We start from the raw sequence: 25,702 nt of genomic DNA, 5'->3' as shown, positions 1-25,702 counted from the left end.
TATCGAACGGCAATAGAAGATTTATTTGAGGAAGAAGAAAAGATAGCAAATTTATTTGATGTTGTTGGAGGGCTTTAAAATGAAAGGTGATGAGCATGCAATTACCGTTACCGAAAAAATACTAGCCAGTGAAGACCTTTCCGATAAGAAGGGAATCCTTAAGAAACATACTAACAGGATCAACGACTATGATAAAGCTTTTTTCAATTTAGTCGATTCCATCATTGTTAATGAAGACCAAAAAGGGGAAATCGTTGAAGCGATGCTGGAGAAAACGAAGAAATTTAAGAGTCACAACCTGAATTTGCTAGAAGACGTCGATCAGCAAATCAATAAAACCGTGAACAATTTGAACGAACAAGTGGAGGATATGAAGACACAGTTGCTGACGATAAAGTATAGGGATAATATTTGAGGACCTGATGAAAGGGTATTCATTAATGGACATAACTTTACACATCGCGAATTTTTAATCATCGTGGCTTTTTTATGTAAGGGATATGAATCAAGTTTACCTGAGGCAGGATTAATTCAATATGTTTGTTCAGAAGTTAAAATCAAGGAAATCTATCGTGAAATATAATATTAAGCTATACTGAACTTATATGTACAAGCCTTATCCAGGTGTTATGTACATATTTTTTATTTATCATGCGAGGAGATTCATCTCGTGCTGCGCAGGGTGGAGATGAATCTCCTTTGGACAAGGGTGGGCTTCAGCCATCTTAATTGTCCGACCGTTCATCATATTTTCCTTAATAGGATTTTCTGTTATTTACAACAAAAAGAATGTAAATATAAAAAACAGGCTACCGAATGAGAAGGAAACTGCAGAAATGTAAAACAATTATTGACATCATTCATGTAAGCGGCTACAATTAAAGAAGTTATTAGATGTTAGAAAAGAGTGAACCTTATGCCACTGGATCGTAAACATTTAATTGGAAAAGAGGCTATGTTACTTTTATTGCATAATGAAAATCAATTACCAGAAGAATTAAGGAAGCTGGGATGGAAGTTTTGCAAAGGAAAAGTTGGTTCGATGGACGGCCAAAAGGTTGTGGCTGCAGTTGAAACAGCTGCTAAAAATCAGGGGATTGTGAAAACCGGTCTGTACCGGGAAACACATGCATTGTATCATGCGATTATTGAGGCTGTCAGTGGTGTAACCCGTGGCAGTAATCAAATCGGAACATTGCTCAGAACAGTTGGTTTGCAATTTTCCATTGTACGCGGTAATCCTTATCAAAATAAGGAAGAAGGCGAATGGATAGCGGTTGCACTCTACGGCACAATCGGTGCACCGGTAAAAGGATTGGAGCATGAGGCTATTGGACTTGGTATTAACCATATATAAGTCGTGTATAAGAGAATAGTAGGTTCGCAAGTTAATCTGGATATGAGAAGCAGCAGTCATGCCCGCGATGTGGCGATTTTAGCAGATTCTGTCTCTTAAATTCATGCATATCCAAAAAAGGTAAACACAATTGCCTTTTCCACAGGCTATTTATAACCATATATTTAGGAAGAAGACCCAAAGTAATTAGTCTATAGGGGGTCGCATAGCACAATCAGTGTTATGCGGCCTTTTTATGTTCCAATTTCCCTTGTTGTGCCAAATAGAAGTTATCGATTGATTCCAAATTTTTATAGGCAAGTGAAAAAAACAGATGGAGGTTTTTGGATGGTAACATTAACTGGAGAAACGTTAACACTTGAAGAGGTGAGGCGAGTCATCTATGAATATGAACAAGTTGAAATATCAGAACAGGCGATTCGGGAAATTAAATACAATAGGCAAACAGTTGAGGAGATGATTAAAGAGAAAAAAACAATGTATGGCATTAATACCGGTTTTGGGAAATTTAGTGATGTGGTGATCGCGGATGATGATTTAGAGGGATTACAACTGAATCTGATCCATTCCCATGCCTGTGGTGTTGGATCTTCATTTTCAGAGGAAATCAGCCGTACGATGCTGTTACTACGAGCCAATGCCTTATCACAAGGGTTTTCTGGGATCAGGTCTGAAGTGGTTCAACAGCTTGTGGATCTGATCAATGCTTCTATTCATCCTGTGGTTCCTGAGCAAGGGTCACTAGGTGCAAGCGGTGATTTAGCACCATTGTCACATCTTGCTTTGGCTTTACTGGGCGAGGGAGAAGTTTTTTACAAAGGAGAACGAATTCATGCGTCAGCAGCATTAGCTGAAGAAGGTATTGCCCCGTTAAAACTAAAGGCAAAAGAGGGATTGGCTTTAATCAATGGTACGCAAGCAATGACCGCAGTTGGTGTTGTTACCTATTTAGAGGTAGAAAAATTATTGTTCCAAAGTGAACTCATTGCGGCAATGACATTGGAAGGTCTACATGGAATCATGGATGCGTTTGACGCGGATTTGCATAAGGTTCGTGGACACCAAGAGCAAATGGATGTGGCGGAACGGATACGAGCAATTTTATCGGACAGCAGACTTACAACAAAACAGGGAGAATTGCGTGTACAAGACGCCTATTCGTTGCGATGCATACCACAAGTGCTTGGAGCTTCATGGCAAACAGTTCATTATGCAAAAGAAAAATTAGTAACGGAAATCAATGCTGTTACAGACAATCCATTAATTTTTTCGGATGAAAACAAAGTTATCTCAGGTGGCAATTTCCACGGTGAGCCAATGGCGTTTGCGATGGATTTTATCAAACTGGGAATCGCTGAAACTGCGAATATAGCAGAACGTCGTATTGAACGACTGGTTAATCCACAGCTTAATGACCTGCCAGCATTTTTAAGTCCCAATCCAGGGCTGGAGTCTGGTGCAATGATTATGCAATATAGCGCAGCGTCACTTGTCTCTGAAAATAAGACACTCGCACATCCAGCAAGTGTTGATTCGATACCATCATCGGCGAATCAAGAGGACCATGTGAGTATGGGGACAATCGCTGCCAGACATGCACTGCAAATGCTGCAAAACACAAGACGTGTAATAGCGATTGAACTTATTTGCGCGATGGAGGCTGTAGAGCTTCGCGGAATTGACAGGATGGCATCAAAGACGAGCGTTTTTTACGAAAAAGTACGAAATATCGTGCCATCGATTACAAAGGATCGTGTATTTTCGAGGGATATTGAAAGATTGTCAGATTGGTTAAAGGATTCAGAGGATAGTAATGTCATACAAAACCAGATTAAAGGAGGAGTTTTTCATGAATAAGGTGGAAGTACAAGCAAAAAAGGGGTTAGAGCTGGAATGTAAAGGATGGGAACAGGAAGCAGCACTACGGATGTTGTACAATAATCTGGATCCTGAGGTTGCCGAGAACCCGGAAGAGCTCGTTGTATATGGTGGGATTGGTAAGGCTGCACGCAATTGGGAAGCGTTCAATGCAATCGTTAAGACTCTGCGAAACTTGGAGAATGACGAAACAATGCTTATCCAATCCGGTAAGCCTGTCGGTGTTTTCAAAACACATAAACATGCGCCAAGAGTGCTGCTCGCCAACTCTAATCTAGTTCCCAAGTGGGCAACATGGGAGCATTTTCACGAACTGGATCAAAAAGGGTTAATGATGTACGGCCAAATGACTGCCGGAAGCTGGATTTATATTGGATCGCAAGGAATTCTGCAAGGAACCTATGAAACTTTTGCTGCGCTTGCTAAGAAACATTACAATGGAACATTGCGTCATACGATTACACTAACTGCCGGATTAGGAGGTATGGGTGGTGCACAACCATTAGCGGTTACGATGAATGGAGGGGTTGTGATTGCTGTTGAAGTAGACAAAAGGCATATTGAAAAAAGGCTGAAAACAAAATACTGTGATGTAATGACCGATAATTTGGATGAAGCTATTGAACTAGCAAATCATACAAAGCAAGCAGGGAAGCCGTTGTCGATTGCATTGTTAGGAAATGCAGCAGAAATACATCATGAACTTTTAAACTGTAATATTACCATCGACATTGTCACAGATCAGACTTCTGCGCATGATCCTTTAAATGGCTATGTACCTGCAGGCTATACTGTTCAGGCTGCTGCTAAATTGCGAAAGGAAGATCCGGAGACTTATGTAAAACTAGCTAAGGAAAGTATGGCCAAACATGTCGAGGCAATGTTGCTGTATCAAAAACAAGGTGCAATTGTCTTTGATTACGGTAACAACATTCGCCAAGTAGCAAAGGATGAAGGGGTTGACAATGCTTTTGCTTTCCCAGGGTTCGTTCCAGCATACATCCGCCCACTGTTTTGCGAAGGGAAAGGGCCATTCCGCTGGGCAGCGCTATCCGGCGATCCGGAAGACATTTACCGGACTGATCAGTTAATTAAAGAACTTTTCCCGGAAAATGAGCAATTAATTCGCTGGATTGATATGGCACAGGAACAGGTTTCATTTCAAGGTCTGCCATCACGGATTTGCTGGTTGGGCTATGGGGAACGTGTGAAAATGGGGCTTGCCGTTAATGAATTGGTTCGTAAAGGCGAGCTGAAGGCACCAATCGTAATTGGCCGTGACCATCTCGATTGTGGTTCAGTTGCTTCACCAAACCGCGAAACGGAAGGCATGAAGGATGGCAGTGATGCTGTTGCGGACTGGGCGATTCTGAATGCGTTAGTAAATACGGCGTCTGGCGGTTCCTGGATTTCCTTCCACCATGGCGGCGGTGTTGGTATGGGGTATTCGCTTCATGCTGGGATGGTTGTGGTTGCAGATGGCACAGATTTAGCAAAAGAACGGTTAGAACGTGTGTTGACAACCGATCCGGGGATGGGAATTATCCGACATGCTGATGCAGGGTATGAAACAGCAATTGACTTCGCGGAGAAACATGATATTACCATACCGACAAGAAATATGTAGGCATCATCAACGGAGTGTGGCAGGTATTCTTTTCTTGATATACCTGCCTTCAAGACCGTAAAACTAGCTAGAAGAACAGGAGGATTTTAAGGTGCAAGCAGATTTATTAATCACGAACATCGGACAGTTATTACCAATGAATAAACAAGGACCTGTCAAGGGGAAAGAGATGAATGAACTTGAGGTAATCGAGGGTGCAGCAGTTTCCATTAAACAGGGAAAAATTGACTGGATCGGTTCGGTCGGAGAGGCTTCAGTTATTGAGGCAGATCAAACGATTGATGCGAAAGGTAAGCTGGTGACGCCGGGACTTGTCGAGGCCCATACGCATTTAGTCTTTGGAGGATCGCGGGAAAAAGAAATGGCGCTTAAACAGCGAGGTGTACCATATTTGGAAATTTTAAAGCAAGGTGGAGGAATTCTGGCCACCGTTCATGCTACAAGAGAAGCATCCTACGAGAAACTTCTGCAAAAAGCGTTATTTCATCTTGATCGGATGGCCATGCACGGAATTACTACTGTTGAAGCGAAAAGTGGGTATGGACTTGATGCGGAAACAGAATTAAAGCAATTAAAAGTAGTTAAGGCGGCAATGGAAAAACATCCATTGGACATCGTTTCCACCTTTTTGGGTGCACATGCAATACCACCTGAATACAAGGATGATCCGGAGTCGTTTTTAACAGTTATGAGTGACCTGTTTCCTCAAATTAAAGCAGAAAATCTGGCGGAATTTGTTGATATTTTTACGGAAACGGGCGTATTCACGGTTGATCAATCAAGACGCTATTTGCTAAAGGCAAAAGAGTATGGCTTTGACGTCAAGATTCATGCAGATGAAATTGATCCATTGGGAGGTACACAGCTGGCCGCTGAAGTAGGCGCAATTAGTGGTGACCATCTAGCGGTTGCGACAGACGAAGGAATCAAGCAGCTGGCAGCGTCTGAGACAATTGGCGTAATTTTACCGGGAACAAGCTTTTATTTAGGTAAGGATACGTATGCTCCGGCCCGGAAAATGATTGATCAAGGTGCGGCGGTAGCGCTTTCCACAGACTTTAACCCAGGAAGTTCTGTGACTGAGAACCTACAGTTAATTATGTCGATTGCAGCATTAAAATTAAAGCTTTCTCCGGAGGAAATTTGGCATGCGGTTACCGTTAACGCTGCTAGTGCAATCGGTCGTGGGGAAGAAGCAGGTTCGATTGTTGAGGGCCGAAAAGCAGATGTGGTAATTTGGGATGCACCGAATTATTTATATTTTCCATATCATTATGGGGTAAATCATGCTAAAACGGTAATTAAAAATGGTGCTGTTTTATATGAAAGGCAGGCGGTTCGATGACAAGGCTGCGTCATTTCAAGCCTGCCGGCAAAGCTATATTCAAAGATAGCCACACAACAAAAATGAAAGAACTTCTCCAGCAATGGGAGCCTGGTATGACCAGTACGTTTGCCATTGCTGGTGTACCTTTGTCAAAGCTCTCGATCAGTCATTCGGGAGCTTCATTTGCACCTGATGCGATTCGTGCTGCCCTCCAAAGCTATACAACGTTCGCTGGTGATACAGGACTGGAATTCACCGACAATATTCTGGATTTTGGTGATATCTATATGGATCCTACCGATATCATCGGTGATCAGCAACGAACCTACGAGGGTTTACGGGATGTTTATGCTAGTGAGGCTGCAAAATGGTGGATGGTGTTAGGTGGTGATCATTCCATAAGCTATTCTTCTATTAAAGCATGCTCCGAACAGTATGGAAAGGTTGGTGTCATCCAATTTGATGCCCATCACGATCTGCGGAATGTTGAGGATGGCGGTCCAACAAACGGCACACCATTCCGTCGCCTGTTAGAAGATCATGTAATCAGGGGAGAAAATCTCGTGCAAATTGGTATACGTGATTTTACAAATGCCAAGGAGTATGCCAAATTTGCGGATGAGCAAGGAGTCATGGTTTATTCCATGCAGGATGTAGATCGAAATTCAATGGGAAGAATTTTAGAAAAGGAAATAGACCGCTTGGAAAAGCAGGTTGATATTCTTTATCTATCGGTTGATATCGATGTGCTTGATCAGGCGTTTGCTCCGGGCTGCCCAGCGATCGGTCCGGGTGGAATGGATTCGAAAACACTCCTTGAAGGAATTTATTTTGCTTCCAGGCATGAAAAGGTAAAACTGATGGACATTGTCGAAATTGATCCGACAATTGACTTTCGTAACATGACGAGTCGTGTTGCCGTATATTGCATGCTGAACTTTATGAAAGCGAAGAAATTTAGCTGAAGACAAATAAATTCGCAGTGATCCGTGGACTTAAAAAGAGGCTGGGACAAAAGTGTTTTTATCAAAGAAAAATCCGAACTATATAATGATTTGTGCATATACCCCGCTCCGGAAATATACTTCGCTTTCCGCGGGCGGCTGGTGAGCCTCCTCGTGCTAACGCACTGCGGGGTCTCACCTATGCCTAACACCCGCCGGAGTCTACGTATAGTCCCTCCGCTAAAGTAGAGCATTGTTCGTTTTTAGAGTTGAACGTTTTAATTATGTCCTAGCCCCTATGTTTATATTTTTAGTTCTTCTGCATCGTCTACTGTGGGTTCATTATTGTAAACAGTTAATTAACTAAAAGAGGATGTTATGTTATTTCCAAAGATATGGGCCTTAACGAAAATCACATGCCTTAGAAAAAATTTAAAACGACTTAACTGTTAATCGCGCTTCTATTAACATTCTATTTTTCGTTATTCGAAACATGTTCCTGCACTGCTTCGTCAGGCACAGATACGTGTTTCCGCTCACTCCTATCAACAACAGCCGCTCCAACGAGATCACCGGTAACATTACAAGTTGTAAATATCATATCCGTTAATACATTTACCCCTGCTGTAAGTCCTACTATTTCAATCGGAAGACCTGCCTGCGTGAATACGATAGACATGCCGATTAGTCCGGCTCCCGGAACTCCAGCAGTTCCTACCGCTGCTAATGTCCCTGTCAAAATGATGCCAACAATGGCTCCGATCGTCAAATCAAATCCGACAATATCGGCAGCAAAGACAACCCCTACTCCGAAATGGATCGCGGAACCATTCATATTTACAGTGGCACCAATGGGCAGGGTAAAATTTGCTACCCGATCACTAATTCCTGCTTTTTGAGCACTTTTTATCGTGATCGGCAGTGTTCCCAGGCTACTGGATGTAACAAAGGCTGTCATAATAGCCTCTTTTGTATTCATGAAAAATTTCATCACCGGTATTTTGAAGAGCCAAAGGATGATCGTAAAAATAATGACCATTTGAATGCCTACACCAAGATAGGAAGCTCCAACGTATTTAGCGAGAGCCTTTAATGAGTCAAACCCTTGACTGCCAATTGTTGAAGCGGTAATCCCCAATACGCCAATTGGTGCATATTGTAAGATTCCATTAAGAATTCGAAATGTAACCTCACTTCCAGCTTCTGAGATTTTTAATAATAGATTACTCCATTCTCTTACATGTGTTTCATTAGCATTTCTCATATAGGAAACAGCGAATCCGGTAATTACAGCGATAAAGACAATACTCAAAATATCGCCATTTGTGAGCGATTCAAAAATATTAGTGGGGATTATCTGTAATAGCACATCCAGTAAAGCAGGTGCCTCAGGGACTTCAATCGTTGACCCTTTTGGCAACTCCAATCCCATTCCAGGATTTATCAATTTCGCAATGGCAATTCCTAAGAATACTGCTAATGCGGTTGTAATAAGGTAATATGGAAAAATCTTTCCGCCAATCCGACCCAATTCTTTCGGGTTTGCGTTGTTTACTGATACGATTATCGTAAATAAAACTAATGGGACAACAACCATCTTTAGGAGATTAAGAAATACATCACCAAATGGGGATAATACAGTTGCTGATGGGCCAAATATCATTCCTGCAATTATACCAAGCAAGAACCCTGCCGAAATTTTTGAAACAAATGATTTCTCAAGATACCATTTCCAAATACGGGACAATTTTAATCCTCCTCCAATACATGTATTTAAAAAAATAAGTGCAGTAAAATTATATGATAGCGGTTTCCTTAATATCATATATTGTTCAAATACAATTTTAAGGTTAAAATATGTTAAAACTGATGAAAGGTTTTAAGACGGTACCCTTGCTCATTACCGTTCTTAGAAAGGGAAGTGTGTAAAATGAGAATTATCGTAATGGCAGATACTCATATGCCTAGCAAAGGAAAACAGCTGCCAAAACGTCTTACCAAAGAATTGAAAACGGCTGATTTGATCATTCATGCAGGGGATTGGAATTCAATAGAAGTATTCCAAACGCTGACTGATTTTGGATCGGTTAAAGGTGTGTATGGTAATGTTGATACCAAGGATATTACGGACAAATTTCCATCAAAGGAAATAGTCAACGTGAAGGGGTATAGAATTGGTGTCATTCATGGCCATGGGGAAAAAATGACAACTGAAAAACGGGCTCTTGAAGCGTTTGCCGGTAATGATGTGGATGTGATCATTTTTGGCCACTCTCATATCCCTTTGCTACGGTATTTTAAGAAAGTATTGTTATTGAATCCGGGGTCACCAACGGACAAACGGACTCTACCACATTATTCATTTGCCATTCTTGAAATAGATGAAGAAATACGTGCTGATATGATATTTTTTACGGACAAGTACTGAAAATAATTGGACTGGTTATTGCTAGACAAAATCGTACGGATTTTGCTGGAAACACATAAATCCAACACCTCCTAAGCATACTAAGCTAAAATCGGAGGTGTTTTTAGATGAATCATAAAGATTTTGAGGAAATCTACCAGGAATACAGAAATCAAACAGATAATCAAGCCAGTATGGAAATGGATGAGGATGCAGATTCAGAAAAAGAGCAAATTGTTGCTGTACGTAAGAATGATGATGGCGATATTATTGCTTTTAAAACGGAAAGCGGCAGGGAATTGGATTATTTGACAGCCCTTGACGAAGCAAAAGCGGGCAAGTTAGCGCATGTAGATGTATTCCATAAATATGGCCGTGACATTATCCGTAGCGAACCGGATGGTGTAAAAGAAAATAATCTAGATAATCTGGATAATTTTTAGGGTTCAGTCCCCATCATGCTCAATTTTGGCAGTGGGATCGGGGCTGAACCCTAATTCCGTATTTTATTAGATAATCATAAAATAATGTTCGTTAATTTTATTGACAATCTATTAAAGTACTGATAAATTTATTGTTATCATTTAAAATGCGAACAAAAAGGGGAGAGTTAGCTGAATTAATCGTCTTTGTACATGATGGAATTTATTAGTGGAGGGAGACACCATGAGTAAAACGAAAATAACAGAAAAACTATTTCAACTATCCTCGTACCGGACAAATGTGAAGACCGAATTTACCGCTGGATTAACGGTTTTCATGACAATGCTTTATGTTCTGATCGTTGTACCAGGCATGCTTGATGAAGCTGGCATCCCTAAAGGTCCGATAACGGTAGCTGTTATTCTTATGACAGGAATTGTAACCATCATAATGGGGATCTACAGTAACCGTCCATTTGCCCTTGCACCAGGGCTTGGTTCTGTTGCCTTTCTTTCCGTAACCCTAGTTGCGGCAGAAGGAATTTCTTGGCAGGTTGGAATGGGTATGGTATTCATTTCCGGGGTATTATTTGTTTTATTTACGATTTTTGGCTTACGACAGTTGATTGTACGACTGATTCCACCTGCAATTAAATTATCGATTGGTGCAGGGGTAGGTTTATTTATTGCCTTAATCGGCTTTCGGAATGCAGGAATTGTGGTAGCTAGTGAAGATGCAAATTCATTGCAGCTTGCCGATATTGGTTCACCTAATGCGATTTTAGCACTTATCGGATTTTTTATTATGAGTGTGTTACTTGCAAGGAACGTTCGGGGACATCTGCTGATTGGGATCGTGATTGTTACATTGATCGGAATTCCAATGGGTATTACCAAGTTGCCTGATTCCATTTTCTCATTTCCAGAAAGTATTGCACCAGTGGCATTTCAATTAGACATTATGGAAGCTCTTAAATTGTCATATTTCCCGTTTCTGCTAGCATTTTTTGTTCCTGATTTCTTTTCCAGTCTGGGGACGATGCTGGGAGTTGCCGGGAAAGGTGGTATGCTAGATAAAAACGGTGACTTACCGCAAATAGATAAACCATTTTTGGTCGATGCAGGTGGTACGGTGGTTGGTTCGTTATTCTCCGCGCCTGTTATGACCACCTATGTAGAATCAGCTGCAGGTGTAGAAGCTGGGGGACGTACAGGACTGACGGCAGTTTCAACAGGTGTGTTATTTCTATTAACATTATTTATTACGCCATTGATTATGATTATCCCAACTGAAGCGACAGCACCGGCGTTGATTTTAGTAGGGTTGACGATGCTTTCATCCGTACGGAATATTAACTTTAATGATGTGACAGAGTCATTACCTGCATTTATGACGATTGTTGTTACTATATTTACGTTTAACTTTGGAAATGGAATTGCCGCAGGGATTATCATTTATGTGCTGGTCAAAAGCTTATCGGGACGTTACAAAGAAATCCATCCAGGGCTTTATATTCTGGTGATTCCGCTCGTACTTTATTTTATCACGCTAGCTGAATAACATGTATTTTTTAATAGAAAGGGGTTCGTTTAAAAAATGTATTCACGTCAACATATTGTCGCTGCTGCACGGGGCGACGAACAAATGGATGTCGTCATTCGTGAAGTCAACCTGGTGAATGTTTTCACTGCAGAAATTTATCAAGCAGATATTGGAATTAAGGAAGAACGGTTTGCTGCAATTGCCCGCTATGAAAACGATGTACCTGCTTTTCAAATGGATGGGGAAAAAGAGATCCGTGCCAAGGGCAAATATGCGGTGCCAGGTTTTATCGATTGTCATGTTCATATTGAAAGCACGATGATTCCACCGGATATGTTTGCAAGGGCAGTTCTTAGACATGGAACCACTGTAGCTGTAATTGACCCGCATGAAATTGGCAATGTACTAGGAGCTGAAGGAGTAAAGTATATGGTGGAAGCAAGTAAGGGGCTACCTGTTCGAATTTTGACAACAATTCCTTCGAGTGTCCCTGCAGTTCCAGGTGTGGAAACGGCTGGTGCGGAATTTCATCCGGAAGATATCGCTGAACTGCTGAGATTGCCGGATGTTGTTGGTGTGGCTGAATTGATGGATTATGTTGGTGTCATCAAGCAAAATCCGCGAATGGCAGGTATCGTCCAAAAGGGCCTTGATGCAGGTGTGTTGAATGAAGGTCACCTGCCAAGAGTTTCCGGGCGTCCATTACAAGCTTATCTGGCTGCTGGAGTTAATTCCGATCATGAAAGCCGGACAGAAGCGGAAATCCTGGAAAAATTGCGTGCCGGTATGTTGATTTATATTCGAGAATCCAGCGTCAGCCAGTTTGCGGATATTGCTGCAAAAGCTTGGGAAACTGTCCCTTATTCTTCTAATATTGCGATGTGTACGGATGATATTGAACCAAATGATATGCTGAAAAATGGGCAGATGAATCGTGTAGTTCGGCGAGCTATTGAAGAAGGGATTCCGGCACCACTTGCGATTCGTTACGCAACATTGAATGGAGCGATTCGTTATGGGCTTCGTGATCGTGGGGCAATTGCTGCAGGATATTTAGCTGACTTTTCGCTTGTCAATTCATTAGAAACGATGCAGGTTCACGATGTATTTGTGCAAGGTAAACGAATGGTGAAAGACGGTAATGTAGCGGTTGATATTACGAGTAGTATTCCGCCGCTACTAAAAAATACCGTTCAACTCCCACCATTGAAGGAAGAAGATTTTATCATTCAAGCTCCACAAGATAATGGTACCGTTACGTTAAATTCAATCGAAATGACGCCGATTGGGACAACGGAAAAAGGGACTTTGGAACTAGAAATTAGTAACGGAAAAATAACTGCACTACCTGATGACTATGTCTTTGCATCGGTTGTAGGCCGTCATGGTCAGAGTCGCAAACCATTTGTCGGTGTGTTAAAAAACGCCGGACTCAAAAGTGGTGCATATGCGACAACTGTTGCGCATGACAGCCACAATCTAGTTGTCGTTGGAACGAATGCCTGTGACATGTTGCTGGCAGCCGAACAATTACAGAAGGCCGGCGGCGGGCTTTGCTTAATAGAAGATGGACAAGTTATGGCGCAGGTGGACTTACCGGTGGCAGGATTAATGGCACCAGAACCAATCGAGGAACTTTCTCCCAAAGTAGATCAGTTTAACGAAGTAGCCCGGTCAATGGGCGTGAAGGTTGGCAGACGTTCCCCATCCATGGCACTTTCTTCCTTAACATTGACTGTAATTCCAGCGATTCGGATTAGTGATTTGGGGTTGGTAGATGTAAATACACAACAGCTTATTCCGTTATTTGTGGAGGACTGAGTAGCAAAAATCTAATTTGCAAAATAAAAAGAATCGTTTTCTCGGTTGTAAGGAGGACGATTCTTGTGTTTGGTTCGGTATAAATGATCTTTCTTTGTTTTTGTTTTTCTCGTTCGTAAATCCAGCTGTGAAAAAGGACTGCGGCTTGCTACTGGATTTAATCTGCCTTCTCGTACGAGCTTCTGCCGCTTTTTCAAGGCTTTGGATTTTGCCATGATTATCACTCTCCATTAAAATAGTTGGTTTTTATTATATGTCAAGGCGAATGAAATGGCAACAGTTGCCGAATTGCTTTAGAATGTGTTGATAAAATCATAGTCACTATTATTTATTTATACTTTTAGTTTACTTGACTAAAGTGATAAAGGAAAAGTATAAGCAAAACTAGGGCATTCACCATTAAAGCGTGCCGCTACTCTCATCAGAAGAAAAGGTGATGACGATGATCAAAACGGAGAGACTGTTAATTCGAAGATTCACAAAAGAAGATGCTGCGTTTATTCTCAATCTTCTCAATGATCCTGATTGGATAAACTATATAGGTGATAAAGGGATTAAAACAATTGAGGATGCTGAAGAATATATTAAAAACAGCATTATAAAAATGTATGATGAACTGGGGTTTGGTTTGTATTTAGTGGCATTAAAAGGGAGCGGGACACCTATGGGGATGTGTGGCTTGGTCAAAAGAGATGGATTAAAAGATGTTGATCTTGGTTTTGCCTTTCTGAGCGACTACACAGGAAAAGGATATGGGAACGAGTCAGCCCGAGCAGTCATGATCTATGCTAAAGAGGAATTACGTTTAAATAGGCTGGCTGCCATCACCACCCCAAGCAATAAAGCATCGGAAAAACTTTTATTAAAAATAGGCTTTCAATTTGACTCATTAACGAAATTATTCCAAGATGCCGATCCAATAAAGCTATTTATCAGGGAACTATAAAATGTCAGGCTGCCAGATTCTCTTTCTTATACCATAAGAAAGTATATAAATTTAGGCTCAATTCTGCTTACGTCAGAGTTGGCCATGTCCAGCTCCAGCGCCCAGCAACTAGCAAACTTCACACTCCTTCACTACGATAAGTCAACATCGGTTCGCTTCCAGCTCACCGTGTTTCCTTTATCTCATTGCGGAGTGCTCCAGTTTGTACGTTGCTAAACGGGCGCTTGCGCTTTTCTTATACGAATAACGATAGTGTAACTTTACTTGTTTATCTAAAAGTTGAACTATTAGAGGAGGTTCAAAAAGTCACCGAATGATAAACGGCGAGCTAGAGTTGGCATAGGGTATCTCTACTAAAATATCCCATTATAATCATCAATAGTAGAGGTCAGTACGTCTTGGCGTGCCCGGTGAAGAGCTATGCCGCCTTGACCTTCAAACCCAATTAGGCGACTTTTTGAACACCCACTATTATTTTATGTGTTAATTACTAATGAATGAATGAGACTCCAAAGATAAAACATAAAATACTAGGTCAAAAACCCTGCAATCAGTCACCTTAAACTTATTTTTAACGATCTTTTCACCTATGAACCCTCATTTATGCTAGTTCGAACGATTCATTTTTTAAATAATCTGATATATACGACATAATACGACACTTTTTGCAAATGGAATCGAGTATACTCACATTAGAAAATAGATACTACAAATGGCTAGCGGACATCGATAGGAATGGTAAAAAACCTTTATGGAAGGGAGAGAATGCCCTCATTCTGTAGTATACGGAAATCCATTTCATGTGGGAGGTCGGTACCAATGAAAAAACGGTAAATTCCCTTTGTAAGCGCTTCGATGTTTTTGGCGGGAAGTTACATTTTCTAAAGGAGGGATTCCATTGAAACTTCGACGTTTGACGGCGCTTCTGTCGATAATCCTGCTTATGCTGGCATTTCCACAATATGGCTTTGCCAGTAAAAATGACAAAACAACTTCGGAAGGGAAAGATAGCGACAACAATCGCGCAGCAATCCTGGACATCATGGATGATATGACAATTGAAGAAAAGGTTGGCCAGCTATTCATTGTCCATGTGTATGGAAAAACCCCAACAGACCCGGACTATGAAGATATCAATTTACGAAACAATCGTGGCGGGGAGAACTTTAAAGAGGTTATCGAAAACTATCACGTTGGTGGTGTGATTTATTTTAATTGGACGGATAATATTGGAACTCCGCTTGATGCTGCACAGGTAAACAACTTATCGAACGGTTTACAGGATATTGCGATGGTTCAGGACAACCCAATCCCTTTATTCGTTTCCACCGATCAGGAGGGTGGAATTGTTCAACGGGTGACGAGTCCTGGAACCGTTTTTTCCGGAAACATGGCGCTTGGTGCTACGCAATCTGAGGAATATGCTGCTCAAACGGCGAGCATTCTGGGGACTGAATTAAGCAGTCTCGGGATAAACATGAATTTTGCCCCCGTTCTCGACGTCAATATGAATCCGGAAAATCCGGTTATCGGTGTGCGCTCGTTCGGTGAAGATCCTGATCTGGTATCACGCTTGGGGATTGCGCAAATTACTGCATATCAGGATGAGAACGTTATTGCTTCGGCTAAACATTTTCCTGGTCATGGAGACACAGCAGTAGACTCCCACACTGGGCTGCCAATTATCGACCATGACCTTGAGACATTGCATGAGATTGATTTGAAACCATTTAAGGCAGCGATAGATGCGGGGATTGATTCGATTATGACGGCACATATTGTCGTTCCCGCCCTTGATGATTCGGGATTACCAGCGACACTTTCGAAACCGATTCTTACCGATTTGCTAAGGGAGGAAATGGGTTACGACGGATTAATCATTACGGATAGTCTTGGTATGTCCGGTGCAAACGTCTATCCGCCAGATCAGGTTCCTGTTGAAGCATTTAAAGCGGGCGCAGATATCCTGTTAAACCCGCCAAATGTTGAGGTGGCCTATAATGGGGTGCTTGAAGCGGTTCAAAGTGGAGAAATTAGTGAAGCGCGATTAGATGAATCTGTTTACCGGATTTTATCAGCAAAAATGGAAAAAGGATTGTTTGAAAACCCATATACAAGCCTGGATGCGATTGAAAATATCGGTACTGATGAGCATTTGCAGACAGCAGATGAGATTGCGGAAAAAAGTATTACGCTTGTGAAAAATGAAGACGCAATATTGCCGTTACAGCCGCAATCAGGGGATATTCTAATAACCGGTCCAAGTGCAGCACAGCCCAATTTGCTGTCAGACCTGTTAAATGAAAAGGGGATTATGACAAGCAGTTTTGCAACAGGTACAAGTCCAACACAAGAACAGATTGATGAGGCCGTCGAGAAAGCACAGGCAGCAGATAAGATTATTGTTACAACCTATACAGCGAATACAAATGAAAATCAGCAGCAAATGGTGGAACGAATCCAAGCGGCTGGAAAACCGGTCATTGTTGCAGCAATGCGTAACCCGTATGATTTGATGGTCTTCCCTGAAGTTGATGCATATATCAATACGTACAGTTACCTGGGTGTTTCCGTCCATGCACTAGCTAAAGCGATTGTTGGTGACATTAATCCATTTGGTAAATTACCTGTCACCATCCCAGGCTTGTATGAAAATGGTCATGGCTTGGAGTATATTGATACACCACTGAGTGCAAATGGGATGAAGACACTTGTTGGACAGTTAGACGAAGCAGGAGAAATTACGGGTGATGATGCTGCTCACGAGTTAACACTTCATTTAACCGCCGTAAATCACTACGAACAAAAAGAGCTGGCTGATAAGGTTGTGAAACATATGGAAGGTTTTAAGCTAATGCTTGAGCAGCAAAAGGAGAGCGAAGCCATTTCTGCTAAAGCCTATAGTTACTTGGAAACCGAGACAGTACGACTGATTGAACAATGGTCAAACCAATAGATACGAGGAGGAAACAGAATGAGTATGAAAAAACAATTGAGTATGGGAATCCTGTCAGCGGCACTAGGAATATCGTTAATCGGAGGCGGGACATATGCGTATTTTAGTTCCAGCGAAACGACTAATAACACCTTTGCGGCCGGTACGCTCGATTTAGCTGTTGAACCGACTGCACTTATTGAAGTGGAAAATTTGAAACCGGGTGATTGGGTGATTCGTGATTTTGAATTACAAAATAACGGGACATTGGATATTGAAAAGGTGACATTGGACACAGATTATCATATTACCGATGCAAATGGGGACAATACGGACGATTTTGGAAAGTATATAGAAGTAGAATTTCTATATAATGCGGACAAGCTTGATGAAGTCATTTACAAGACAACATTGGATCAGTTGAAAGACATGAGTCCGGAAGCTATCAACAAGCATATTTTTTATCCGGATCTCGGTGAGAAGGGTCTGCCAGCCGGTACACTAGATGATCTTGTGGTTAAATTTAATTTTGTCGATAACGGTGAGGATCAAAACCAATTCCAAGGTGACTCACTGCAATTAGAGTGGACATTTAGTGGACAGCAAGCAACGGGTGAGGAAAAGTAACCTGTTAAAAGGGGAGGGATGGTCCAACCTCCCCTAAGTCAGTCATACTGTCCTGAATGAGCAGAATATTGTCCAAATCGGATATAAAATCGTTTGTCATTCCTAAAAATGGAGGGACTTTCATATGAAAAAATGGTATGTTGTGTTGCTTGCAATATGTTTCATATTGTCATCCTGGACGATTATATCAGCTAGTGGAAAAGAGACCGGGAAGAAGCCGACAGAAAATGAGGACCCATTTGAGCTTGGTGTCGACGTATTACTTAAGGAAAAAATTGATAAGATAAAAGGAAAAAATGTCGGTTTGATTACGAATCCAACAGGTGTTGACCAAAATTTAAATAGTATTGTTGATGTATTGTTTCATCACGAAGATGTGAATCTTGTTGCACTTTACGGACCGGAACATGGGGTTCGTGGGGGTGCACAGGCTGGTGAAGGTGTTGATTTTTATATTGATGAGAAAACGGGGTTGCCCGTCTATAGCTTATATGGTGATACGAAAAAGCCGACACCGGAAATGTTAGAAGGCGTGGATGTGCTGTTATTTGACATTCAAGATGTTGGAGCACGATTCTACACTTATATTTATACGATGGCTTATGCCATGGAAGCAGCTGCGGAAAATGATATTGAAATAATTGTACTCGATCGTCCAAATCCGATTTCCGGTTTAAATGTACAAGGACCAGTGCTTGATCCTGATTATTCCTCATTTGTAGGCTTGTACCCGATTCCACAGCGGCACGGAATGACGGTAGGTGAGCTCGCGTTATTATTTAATGAAGAATTCGATATTAATGCAGAGCTTACGGTTGTTAACATGCATGGATGGGAACGTTCGATGTATTATGATGATACTCCACTGGCATGGGTGCTGCCATCACCAAACATGCCAACATTAGATACGGCCATTGTTTATCCGGGTGCTGCTTTAATTGAGGGAACCAATGTCTCAGAGGGCAGGGGAACAACCAAGCCATTTGAGTTAATTGGAGCACCATTCATTGATGCAGATGCACTGGCGGAACAGCTTAATGCCGCTGATCTGCCTGGTGTCCGTTTTAGAGCCGCCTACTTTACACCACAATTCTCGAAACATGCTGGTGAACTGTCTGGTGGAATTGAAATCTACGTAATCGATCGGGCAGCCTACCAATCCATCAAGACGGGGCTCACCATTGTGAAGACAATTCATGATATGTATCCGGACGATTTTGCCTTTCGGGCAGAGAATAATGATGGAATTTCATTTTTTGATAATTTGATTGGAAACGGCTGGGTACGCGAGAAAATAGAGCAGGGTGCATCGGTTGACGAAATTACAAATGAATGGCAAGCAGATTTACAGGCATTCAAGGAGGTAAGAAGAGATTATCTTCTTTACACCGTTACTGCAGCAGATATAAAAAGTATTATAGCATCGCTGGAGGAAAGTGGAGAAATTATGGATGATGATGCTGTGCATAAATTAGAGCTTCATGTAACCGCCGTAAGCCAGTATGAGCAAAAGAATGAGGCGGACAAAGTTATCAAACATATGAAAAGTTTTAAAGCGCTGCTAGATTACCAGAAAGAAAATGAACTGATTTCTGATAAAGCCCACAAAATGCTACAAACCAAAGCAGATGCCATGATTCAAATATGGCAATAAGCGTTTACTAGACCCCTTTTGGAGACAAAAGGGGATTCTGTTTAGTATGAGGGGAAAGTGATGAATCGTTTTCATTACGATCATATTCGCTTCAATATTTATCAATCATGAAGGGAAAAGCTATGTGCAAACTATTGAGCTTGTTCCTGGGGAAGCGGAGAATGTTCAGGTGTTACAACAACCATTGATTGATATAAACGACTCGTTAGGTAAAGCAATGGAAAGCGGAGTATTTAATGAAGAAGTGGGATGATAAATAACGATTGAAAGATACTAACAACTAATTGGGAGGAGATGTTGATGAAACACAGATGGAGCTGGCTGCTTATATCAATTGTTAGTATTTCTGTTTTCTTACTTATTTCCTCAACGGAGACAAAATTAACGCAAGCTGCAAAAGCGGATCATCCACCAAAAGGAAATGTTGTCCCCGGTATTGAGGTTTTCCTGGAGAAACATTTAGATTGGGTAAAGAATAAAAGGGTTGGATTGATTACCAATCCTACTGGTATTAATCGGCAATTGGAAAGTGACATTAATCTGCTTTATCAAAACAACGATGTTCATTTAACCGCATTATTTGGCCCGGAACACGGTATTCGGGGTGATCGTGAAGCGGGAGAGTATGTTGAATCGTATATAGATGAAGAAACGGGGTTACCTGTGTATAGCTTATATGGTCCAACCTGGAAGCCTACTGAAGAAATGGTAGAAGATGTGGATGTACTATTGTTTGATATTCAGGATATCGGTTCGAATGTCTATACGTATATCTATACACTTGGCTTTGCCATGGAAGCTGCTGCTGAATATGATAAGGAATTAATTGTACTTGACCGGCCGAATGCTATCGGCGGTGATAGGGTAGAAGGACCTGTTAGAGATGCTGATTCGGTTAGTTTTATGGGCAGGTTTTTACTTCCTGTCAGACATGGTATGACCGTTGGTGAACTTGCAACGATGTGGAACCATGAATACGGATTAGGTATTGACTTAAAGGTAGCAAAAATGAAGGGCTGGAAGCGAACAATGCATTATGAGGATACAGGCCTGCCATGGATACAGCCGTCACCAAATATCCCGACACCAACTTCGGCTGATTTATATGCTGGCACCGAACTGGTTGAAGATACGAATTTAACGACAGGCTTAGGAACAACCAAACCATTTGAATTACTTGGAGCTCCCTGGCTAAATGCAGAGGATTTTGTTGATGAATTGAGAAACAGGGACATCCCAGGTGTTCGCTTCCGTTCAGCCTATTTCACCCCACAATTTAGCAAATATAAAGGTGAGCTTGTCGCCGGTGTTCAAGTTCACGTCGATGATCCGCAGGCTATTAATCTTGTCGCGTTAGGGCTTCATCTAGTAGATGCAATGCGTGATCAAAACCCAGGGAAGTTTACAATCGATACTTCATATAACCAATTAATTGGTGATGCAAATGTTCGAGAAATGATTCTTCAAAATCAGCCGGTAGATAAAATTATCGAAGGCTGGCAGGATGAATTGGAATACTGGAAAGACAATGTACGTAACAAGTACTTATTATATCCGCCATATCCCAATCAGACACCACCTTATAAAAAGCAGTCGGTTCTTGGCATTTTACCTCTTGATATAGAAGTGGCACCAGGAGAAAAAATAAATTTAACTGTACATGGAGTTGATGAAAATGGTGAAGATCTGGATATTGCACAGAATGAGGTCGATTGGCAGATAGAAGGAGACATTGGCAGGGTTGAAAACGGTGTATTTATTCCAACTGAACAGGGTGAAGGAACGTTAATAGCAACCTATAACGGGATAAGTGTGGAGCGAAACGTAACGGTAGATACGAATATAATCAAGAACATTCGATATGGTGTTCACGGTGACTTTACTCGAACGGTTTTTGACCTGAATAAAAACACGCAATACGACATTGAAAAAGAAAATCGGAGGCTGATATTGCATGTACCTCATGCAGAAAATGGTGGCGAGCTAGAAGAATCTGGAGAGATAACTATATCAAACAGTCCGGTCATTTCCAAGATTGAATACCAGTTTCAGGAAGGTGAATTTAAAGCGGATCTTTATTTAAAGGAAGAATCGGTTATCCATGAAACACCATATTTCTCTAACCGGATTGTAATCGACGTTATGCATTAGGTTTTGAAGAGACAATATAGCCTAAGAGTCCAGGAATCAGATCATTTCTGATTCTTTTTTGAAAGATAAGAAAGTATATAAATTTAGGCTCTATTCTGCTCTCAGCAGGGTAAGCCACGTCCGGCTCCAGCGCCCAGCGACTAGTGGACTTCCCTCACCTCCGTACGATAAGTCAACATCGGTTCGCTTTCAGCTCACCGTGTTTCCTTTATCTCCTACGGCTCAGTCCAGTCCATACGTCGCTAAACGGGCGCTTGCGCCTTTGTTCCACTTAAAGCGTTTATAGGATTAAAGTATAAGAAAAAACTTTAGCATCCGTTATTATAGACGGGGCGAATGCCGAGTATTTCTAATGTTTTGATCGATATTTATCCATTCTAGTTTGTAATATATAGCGTTTTCATACATATAATGAAAAAAGTTTAGGTTTATAAACTATAGTTGCATTATTTTATATCATTTTTGGTGAAAAAAGCCAAAACTAGTTTAGATACTGCTAGTTAATCAATCCTGCCTACCAAAGCTTAATTTACGGAAGGGATGTGTATGTAAATGAAAATTATCTTATTGTGTGCATTGGGAATGAGTACTAGTTTACTAGTAGAGAAAATGAAGAAGGCTGCAATTGATAAAGATATGGAGGTAGAAATTGAGGCCCATTCGATTGATTCCTTTGATGAACAGCTAGAGACAGCGGATGTCATTTTGCTAGGGCCGCAAATACGGTACAAGAAAAATACATTTTTCCCGAAGGCAGAAGCAGCACGTAAGCCAATAGATATCATTGATATGAAAGCTTATGGAATTGGGGACGGTGGGAGGGTGCTGGATCAGGCCATGGCCTTAATGGATAATGATTCCTAAAAAAGGGGAGATCAGAATGAATAGATTTAGTACGCTTATGGAACGTTATTTTATGCCTGTTGCGGGAAAAATGGCGGAGCAGCGTCATTTAAAAGCAATAAGGGATGGGATCATTGCTACGATGCCTTTGTTAATAATCGGAAGTATTTTTTTGATTATTGCTTACCCACCAATCAAGTCATGGGCAGAATTCATGAAGCCGTATGCGGCAACATTGACGATTCCTGTTGATGCAACATTTGGGCTTATTGGACTCATTGCCGTGTTTTCAATTGCGTATAACCTTGCTGGGAGTTATAAAATGGATGCTTTGTCAGCAGGGGTTTTGAGTGTAGCTGCCTTTTTTGTCGCCACACCACATACCGAGAATGGCAATATCCCTTTAAATCTGATGGGTAGTGAAGGATTATTTATTGCAATTATTTTAGCACTTTTTACGGTTGAAGTGTACCGCTTCTTTGAAGAGAAAAAAATTGTTATTCGTATGCCGGACAGTGTCCCTCCGTCAGTTTGGCGAGCGTTTACTGCATTAATACCAGGGGCAGTTATTATTTTTATTGTTTGGGGAATAAACATTCTATTAAATAGCTTGTTTGATTTATCTTTACATGATTTGGTAGCCACATTGCTTCGTGAACCATTGCAAATGATTGGTGGCAGTTTATGGGGGGCACTTATTGCAATTTTCCTTATACATTTGCTTTGGTCATTTGGAATTCACGGAATTTCTATTGTTGCCAGCGTCATGGCGCCAATCTGGTACAGCTTAACGGAAGAGAATGTTGCAGCACAAAAAGCTGGAGAAGAACTGCCTCATATTATTGGTCAGCCGTTCATGGCGATTTGGTTTGCAGTTGGCGGATCTGGAATGGCGCTTGCTTTGACGATTTTGTTTTTATGGCGTGCACGATCAAAGCATCTTAAAAGCTTAGGCAAGGCTTCTATTTGGTCGAGTTTCTTTAACATAAGTGAGCCGGTCATATTTGGAGCACCGGTTGTATTAAATCCTTTAATTATTATTCCGTTTATTATTGTTCCGTTGGTTGTCGGCGTTATCACATGGATCTCAATGTCAATTGGTCTCGTAGGTAAACCGTACGTCATTATTCCTTGGACTACTCCGCCTCCATTTTCCGGTGTGCTTACGACGGGAGACCTTCGTGGCGGGGCACTAATGATCGTAAATCTTTTTGTGTCAATGGCTATTTATTATCCATTTTTCAGGTTATATGATAAACAGCTTTTAAGAGAGGAAAAACACAAGGAAGAGCCTAATTCTGTCATTACTGGTAATGGATCAGAATGATGGAAGCAATTTTTTGTTCTAGCAGAATCGTATAAACCTAGCAGGTTATTTTCGGAAATGAGCTTGGAAAATACCATTATAAAAAATTAGCAGGGGAGATGAACTGCTTTGAACAAGGCAGGAAAGGAAGTGTAGTCCTTTCCTGTTTTCATGGATTTTACTTGATCAGTTCCCGTACAATTTTCTTATTTCGTTCTTTAAAAATTTCATTGTGGGAGGAAACCATTGCAATTTGTTCTGCGTCTGAGTGAATATATTGCTTTGCTCGGTTAACCGCATTCGCTGCATCCTGGAATGCACCGGCAATTAAATGAAGCTTCCCTTCATGATGAAGAATATCTCCTGCAGCATATAGTCCGTCAATTGATGTCTCACTCATTGCGTTACCTAAGATAAAGTAGTTATCCTTTCGTTTAATTGAAAGCGGACTATTATCTAGTAAATCCGTATCACGTTCATAGCCATGGTTGATCACTACCTCATCTATGGCTATTTCGTGTTTCATTCCATTGTCTTTGTTTGTTAGTTCAACCATTTCAATTTGTTCGTGGTTTTGGCCTGGAATCAATTTCGTTATCGACGTATTTAACAAACATGTCACAGCATTGTTTTCAAGCTGGGATATTTGGGCTTCATGCCCCTTTAATTTTTCCTTTCGATAGGTTAGATATACCTTTTCAGCAATTGGCGCAAGTTCGTTGGCCCAGTCGATTGCTGTATTGCCACCGCCGGAAATGATGATTGTTTTTCTGCAGAACCGGTTTAGTGACTTCACCGTATAGTGCAGGTTTGTCAGCTCAAATTTCTCGGCTCCTACAATTGGGATTTTCACTGGATTAAGAATACCGCCGCCTACTGCCAATACGACGGTTTTAGAAAGATGCTTTTCGCCGGAATTGGTATCTAGTACAAATAGCCCATCCTCATTCTTAGAAATGGACGTTACTTTTGTTCCCAATATTACTTCCGGATCAAATGTAAGCCCCTGCTTGATCATTTGGTTAATAAGCTGGGAGGCAGGAGCAGGAGTCAGTCCGCCGACATCCCAAATGATTTTTTCTGGATAAACGTGGACCTTTCCGCCGAGATGTGGCTGGTATTCCAAGATCTTTGTTTTCATTTCCCTTAAACCGCTATAAAAGGCTGAGAACAAGCCTGCAGGTCCACCACCGACTATAGTAATATCAAAGCATTCATTGGAACGATGCAAATGGATCACCTCAAAATGTAATGTAGTATGTACCTCTCCGCACGTATGTGTAAAATTATACTCGGTAGTAATTGCGGTACTTTTTGATAGCCAAAAAAGAGAAGGCGCTCTATCATTAAAATGTATGCTTTGCACGGCATAATACATTTTAGAAAGAAGCCTTCTCATGGATCATATTATATCAAAGCTGTATGAATTAATAAAGAATACCACGAATCTGGTGGAGTTTGAAGAGAGAGCTCAAATTTTAATGTATAACTTCTTTTCCTCTTTGGTGGGGCGTATGTTCAGTGAATTAAATCAAGTCATTGTGGCACAAAGACGTGCAGATGACTGGAAAGTGGAAACCACAGATTCAAGAAGTGTACAATTTATGTTTGGGACGGTTACCTTTGATCATACGTTGATGTGGGATAAAAAGGGAAAAGCAGTCTATCCATTGGATGAGTGGATTGGTCTGCGGGATAGGCAGCGATACAGTCCATTGGTGGAACTGAAAGTAGCTGAAATGGCGAGTGAAAGTACATACCGGCAAGTGGCCCGTACTCTCAAGGAATGGACACCTGTAAGTTTAAGTCACCAAACAGTAGGAAATATGGTAAAGACTGTGGGTAAAGCCCAGGCAGAGATGGATCAAGAGATGGTGAAAGAGTTGGATGAAGCAGCGTCCCTGCCAGAAGGAA

Annotated in this window: 22 protein-coding genes and 1 pseudogene; 20 read left to right on the top strand and 3 right to left on the bottom strand. The window is 41.3% G+C overall.

Annotated elements, in window-relative coordinates; all coding sequences use genetic code 11:
- Window positions 1-79: 79 nt before the first annotated feature.
- The 6 genes from IEX12_RS20390 to hutG all read left to right on the top strand — a co-directional run bounded on the left by IEX12_RS20390 (window position 80) and on the right by hutG (window position 7,154).
- Window positions 80-415, top strand: a complete 336-nt coding sequence (locus IEX12_RS20390) for a hypothetical protein (protein WP_102415431.1) — start codon at window positions 80-82, stop codon at window positions 413-415.
- A gap of 501 nt (window positions 416-916) precedes the next feature.
- Window positions 917-1,357, top strand: a complete 441-nt coding sequence (gene hutP / locus IEX12_RS20385; RefSeq protein WP_088049831.1) for a histidine utilization transcription antiterminator HutP — start codon at window positions 917-919, stop codon at window positions 1,355-1,357.
- Between the two features lie 327 nt (window positions 1,358-1,684).
- Window positions 1,685-3,214 (top strand): histidine ammonia-lyase, encoded by a 1,530-nt coding sequence (gene hutH / locus IEX12_RS20380; protein ID WP_188725794.1) that lies wholly within the window; start codon window positions 1,685-1,687, stop codon window positions 3,212-3,214.
- A complete protein-coding gene (gene hutU / locus IEX12_RS20375; RefSeq protein WP_188725793.1) occupies window positions 3,207-4,862 on the top strand; it encodes a urocanate hydratase in 1,656 nt (551 codons plus the stop codon). Before hutH ends, hutU begins: the two co-directional genes overlap by 8 nt.
- A gap of 136 nt (window positions 4,863-4,998) precedes the next feature.
- The gene (hutI, locus tag IEX12_RS20370) at window positions 4,999-6,207 is read left to right on the top strand and encodes an imidazolonepropionase (RefSeq protein WP_286171321.1); all 1,209 of its coding nucleotides are present in this window, start codon (window positions 4,999-5,001) and stop codon (window positions 6,205-6,207) included.
- Window positions 6,204-7,154, top strand: a complete 951-nt coding sequence (gene hutG / locus IEX12_RS20365; protein WP_188725791.1) for a formimidoylglutamase — start codon at window positions 6,204-6,206, stop codon at window positions 7,152-7,154. Before hutI ends, hutG begins: the two co-directional genes overlap by 4 nt.
- Before the next feature lie 451 nt (window positions 7,155-7,605).
- Here the strand turns inward: hutG and IEX12_RS20360 are convergent, their stop codons facing one another.
- Window positions 7,606-8,880, bottom strand: coding sequence for a dicarboxylate/amino acid:cation symporter (locus IEX12_RS20360; RefSeq protein WP_286171320.1), 1,275 nt, complete (start codon window positions 8,878-8,880; stop codon window positions 7,606-7,608).
- A 183-nt stretch (window positions 8,881-9,063) separates the two neighbouring features.
- On the opposite strand from IEX12_RS20360, the gene IEX12_RS20355 reads away from it, so the two are divergent.
- The 4 genes from IEX12_RS20355 to ade all read left to right on the top strand — a co-directional run bounded on the left by IEX12_RS20355 (window position 9,064) and on the right by ade (window position 13,326).
- Window positions 9,064-9,561, top strand: coding sequence for a metallophosphoesterase family protein (locus tag IEX12_RS20355; protein ID WP_088049835.1), 498 nt, complete (start codon window positions 9,064-9,066; stop codon window positions 9,559-9,561).
- Window positions 9,562-9,668: 107 nt separating this feature from the next.
- Window positions 9,669-9,983: a DUF3892 domain-containing protein gene (locus IEX12_RS20350; protein WP_188725789.1), complete on the top strand. Its 315-nt coding sequence runs from the start codon at window positions 9,669-9,671 to the stop codon at window positions 9,981-9,983.
- Window positions 9,984-10,206: 223 nt separating this feature from the next.
- Window positions 10,207-11,523: an NCS2 family permease gene (locus IEX12_RS20345; RefSeq protein WP_188725788.1), complete on the top strand. Its 1,317-nt coding sequence runs from the start codon at window positions 10,207-10,209 to the stop codon at window positions 11,521-11,523.
- A gap of 36 nt (window positions 11,524-11,559) precedes the next feature.
- Window positions 11,560-13,326, top strand: a complete 1,767-nt coding sequence (gene ade, locus IEX12_RS20340; RefSeq protein ID WP_188725787.1) for an adenine deaminase — start codon at window positions 11,560-11,562, stop codon at window positions 13,324-13,326.
- Window positions 13,327-13,337: 11 nt separating this feature from the next.
- Here ade and brfA read toward each other — a convergent pair whose 3' ends face one another.
- Window positions 13,338-13,541 (bottom strand): ribosome rescue factor BrfA, encoded by a 204-nt coding sequence (brfA, locus tag IEX12_RS20335; protein ID WP_155555166.1) that lies wholly within the window; start codon window positions 13,539-13,541, stop codon window positions 13,338-13,340.
- Window positions 13,542-13,762: 221 nt separating this feature from the next.
- Here brfA and IEX12_RS20330 point away from each other — a divergent pair, with 221 nt between their 5' ends.
- The 9 genes and pseudogenes from IEX12_RS20330 (at window position 13,763) to celB (ending at window position 23,809) form a co-directional block, all read left to right on the top strand.
- Complete coding sequence (locus IEX12_RS20330) at window positions 13,763-14,272, top strand: GNAT family N-acetyltransferase (protein WP_088049840.1); 510 nt, start codon at window positions 13,763-13,765, stop codon at window positions 14,270-14,272.
- Between the two features lie 943 nt (window positions 14,273-15,215).
- Complete coding sequence (locus IEX12_RS20325) at window positions 15,216-17,228, top strand: glycoside hydrolase family 3 protein (RefSeq protein WP_188725795.1); 2,013 nt, start codon at window positions 15,216-15,218, stop codon at window positions 17,226-17,228.
- Window positions 17,229-17,246: 18 nt separating this feature from the next.
- Entirely contained in the window at window positions 17,247-17,834 is a 588-nt protein-coding gene (locus tag IEX12_RS20320) for a CalY family protein (protein WP_188725786.1), read from the top strand.
- A gap of 124 nt (window positions 17,835-17,958) precedes the next feature.
- A pseudogene (locus tag IEX12_RS20315) lies at window positions 17,959-19,221 on the top strand (exo-beta-N-acetylmuramidase NamZ family protein); the annotation flags it as partial.
- 18 nt (window positions 19,222-19,239) lie between these two features.
- Complete coding sequence (locus tag IEX12_RS23960; protein ID WP_371871386.1) at window positions 19,240-19,488, top strand: FIMAH domain-containing protein; 249 nt, start codon at window positions 19,240-19,242, stop codon at window positions 19,486-19,488.
- Between the two features lie 124 nt (window positions 19,489-19,612).
- Entirely contained in the window at window positions 19,613-19,741 is a 129-nt protein-coding gene (locus IEX12_RS23605; RefSeq protein WP_284732595.1) for a hypothetical protein, read from the top strand.
- A 47-nt stretch (window positions 19,742-19,788) separates the two neighbouring features.
- Complete coding sequence (locus IEX12_RS20310; RefSeq protein ID WP_188725784.1) at window positions 19,789-21,639, top strand: exo-beta-N-acetylmuramidase NamZ family protein; 1,851 nt, start codon at window positions 19,789-19,791, stop codon at window positions 21,637-21,639.
- Window positions 21,640-22,191: 552 nt separating this feature from the next.
- Complete coding sequence (locus tag IEX12_RS20305; RefSeq protein ID WP_102415424.1) at window positions 22,192-22,503, top strand: PTS sugar transporter subunit IIB; 312 nt, start codon at window positions 22,192-22,194, stop codon at window positions 22,501-22,503.
- A 16-nt stretch (window positions 22,504-22,519) separates the two neighbouring features.
- Window positions 22,520-23,809, top strand: a complete 1,290-nt coding sequence (gene celB, locus IEX12_RS20300; protein ID WP_088050965.1) for a PTS cellobiose transporter subunit IIC — start codon at window positions 22,520-22,522, stop codon at window positions 23,807-23,809.
- Window positions 23,810-23,966: 157 nt separating this feature from the next.
- Here celB and IEX12_RS20295 read toward each other — a convergent pair whose 3' ends face one another.
- On the bottom strand, window positions 23,967-25,019 hold the full coding sequence (locus tag IEX12_RS20295; RefSeq protein ID WP_088049846.1) for an NAD(P)/FAD-dependent oxidoreductase: 1,053 nt from the start codon (window positions 25,017-25,019) through the stop codon (window positions 23,967-23,969).
- 166 nt (window positions 25,020-25,185) lie between these two features.
- Here IEX12_RS20295 and IEX12_RS20290 point away from each other — a divergent pair.
- On the top strand, window positions 25,186-25,702 hold a 517-nt coding region (locus IEX12_RS20290), incomplete at its 3' end, for a UPF0236 family transposase-like protein (protein ID WP_188725782.1).

The sequence above is a fragment of the Lentibacillus populi genome (assembly GCA_014642895.1).
In the GTDB taxonomy this organism is placed as follows: domain Bacteria; phylum Bacillota; class Bacilli; order Bacillales; family Amphibacillaceae; genus Lentibacillus_C; species Lentibacillus_C populi.
The sequence above is the reverse complement of the archived record's forward strand: the minus strand, read 5'-3'. Positions and strand labels throughout refer to the sequence as shown.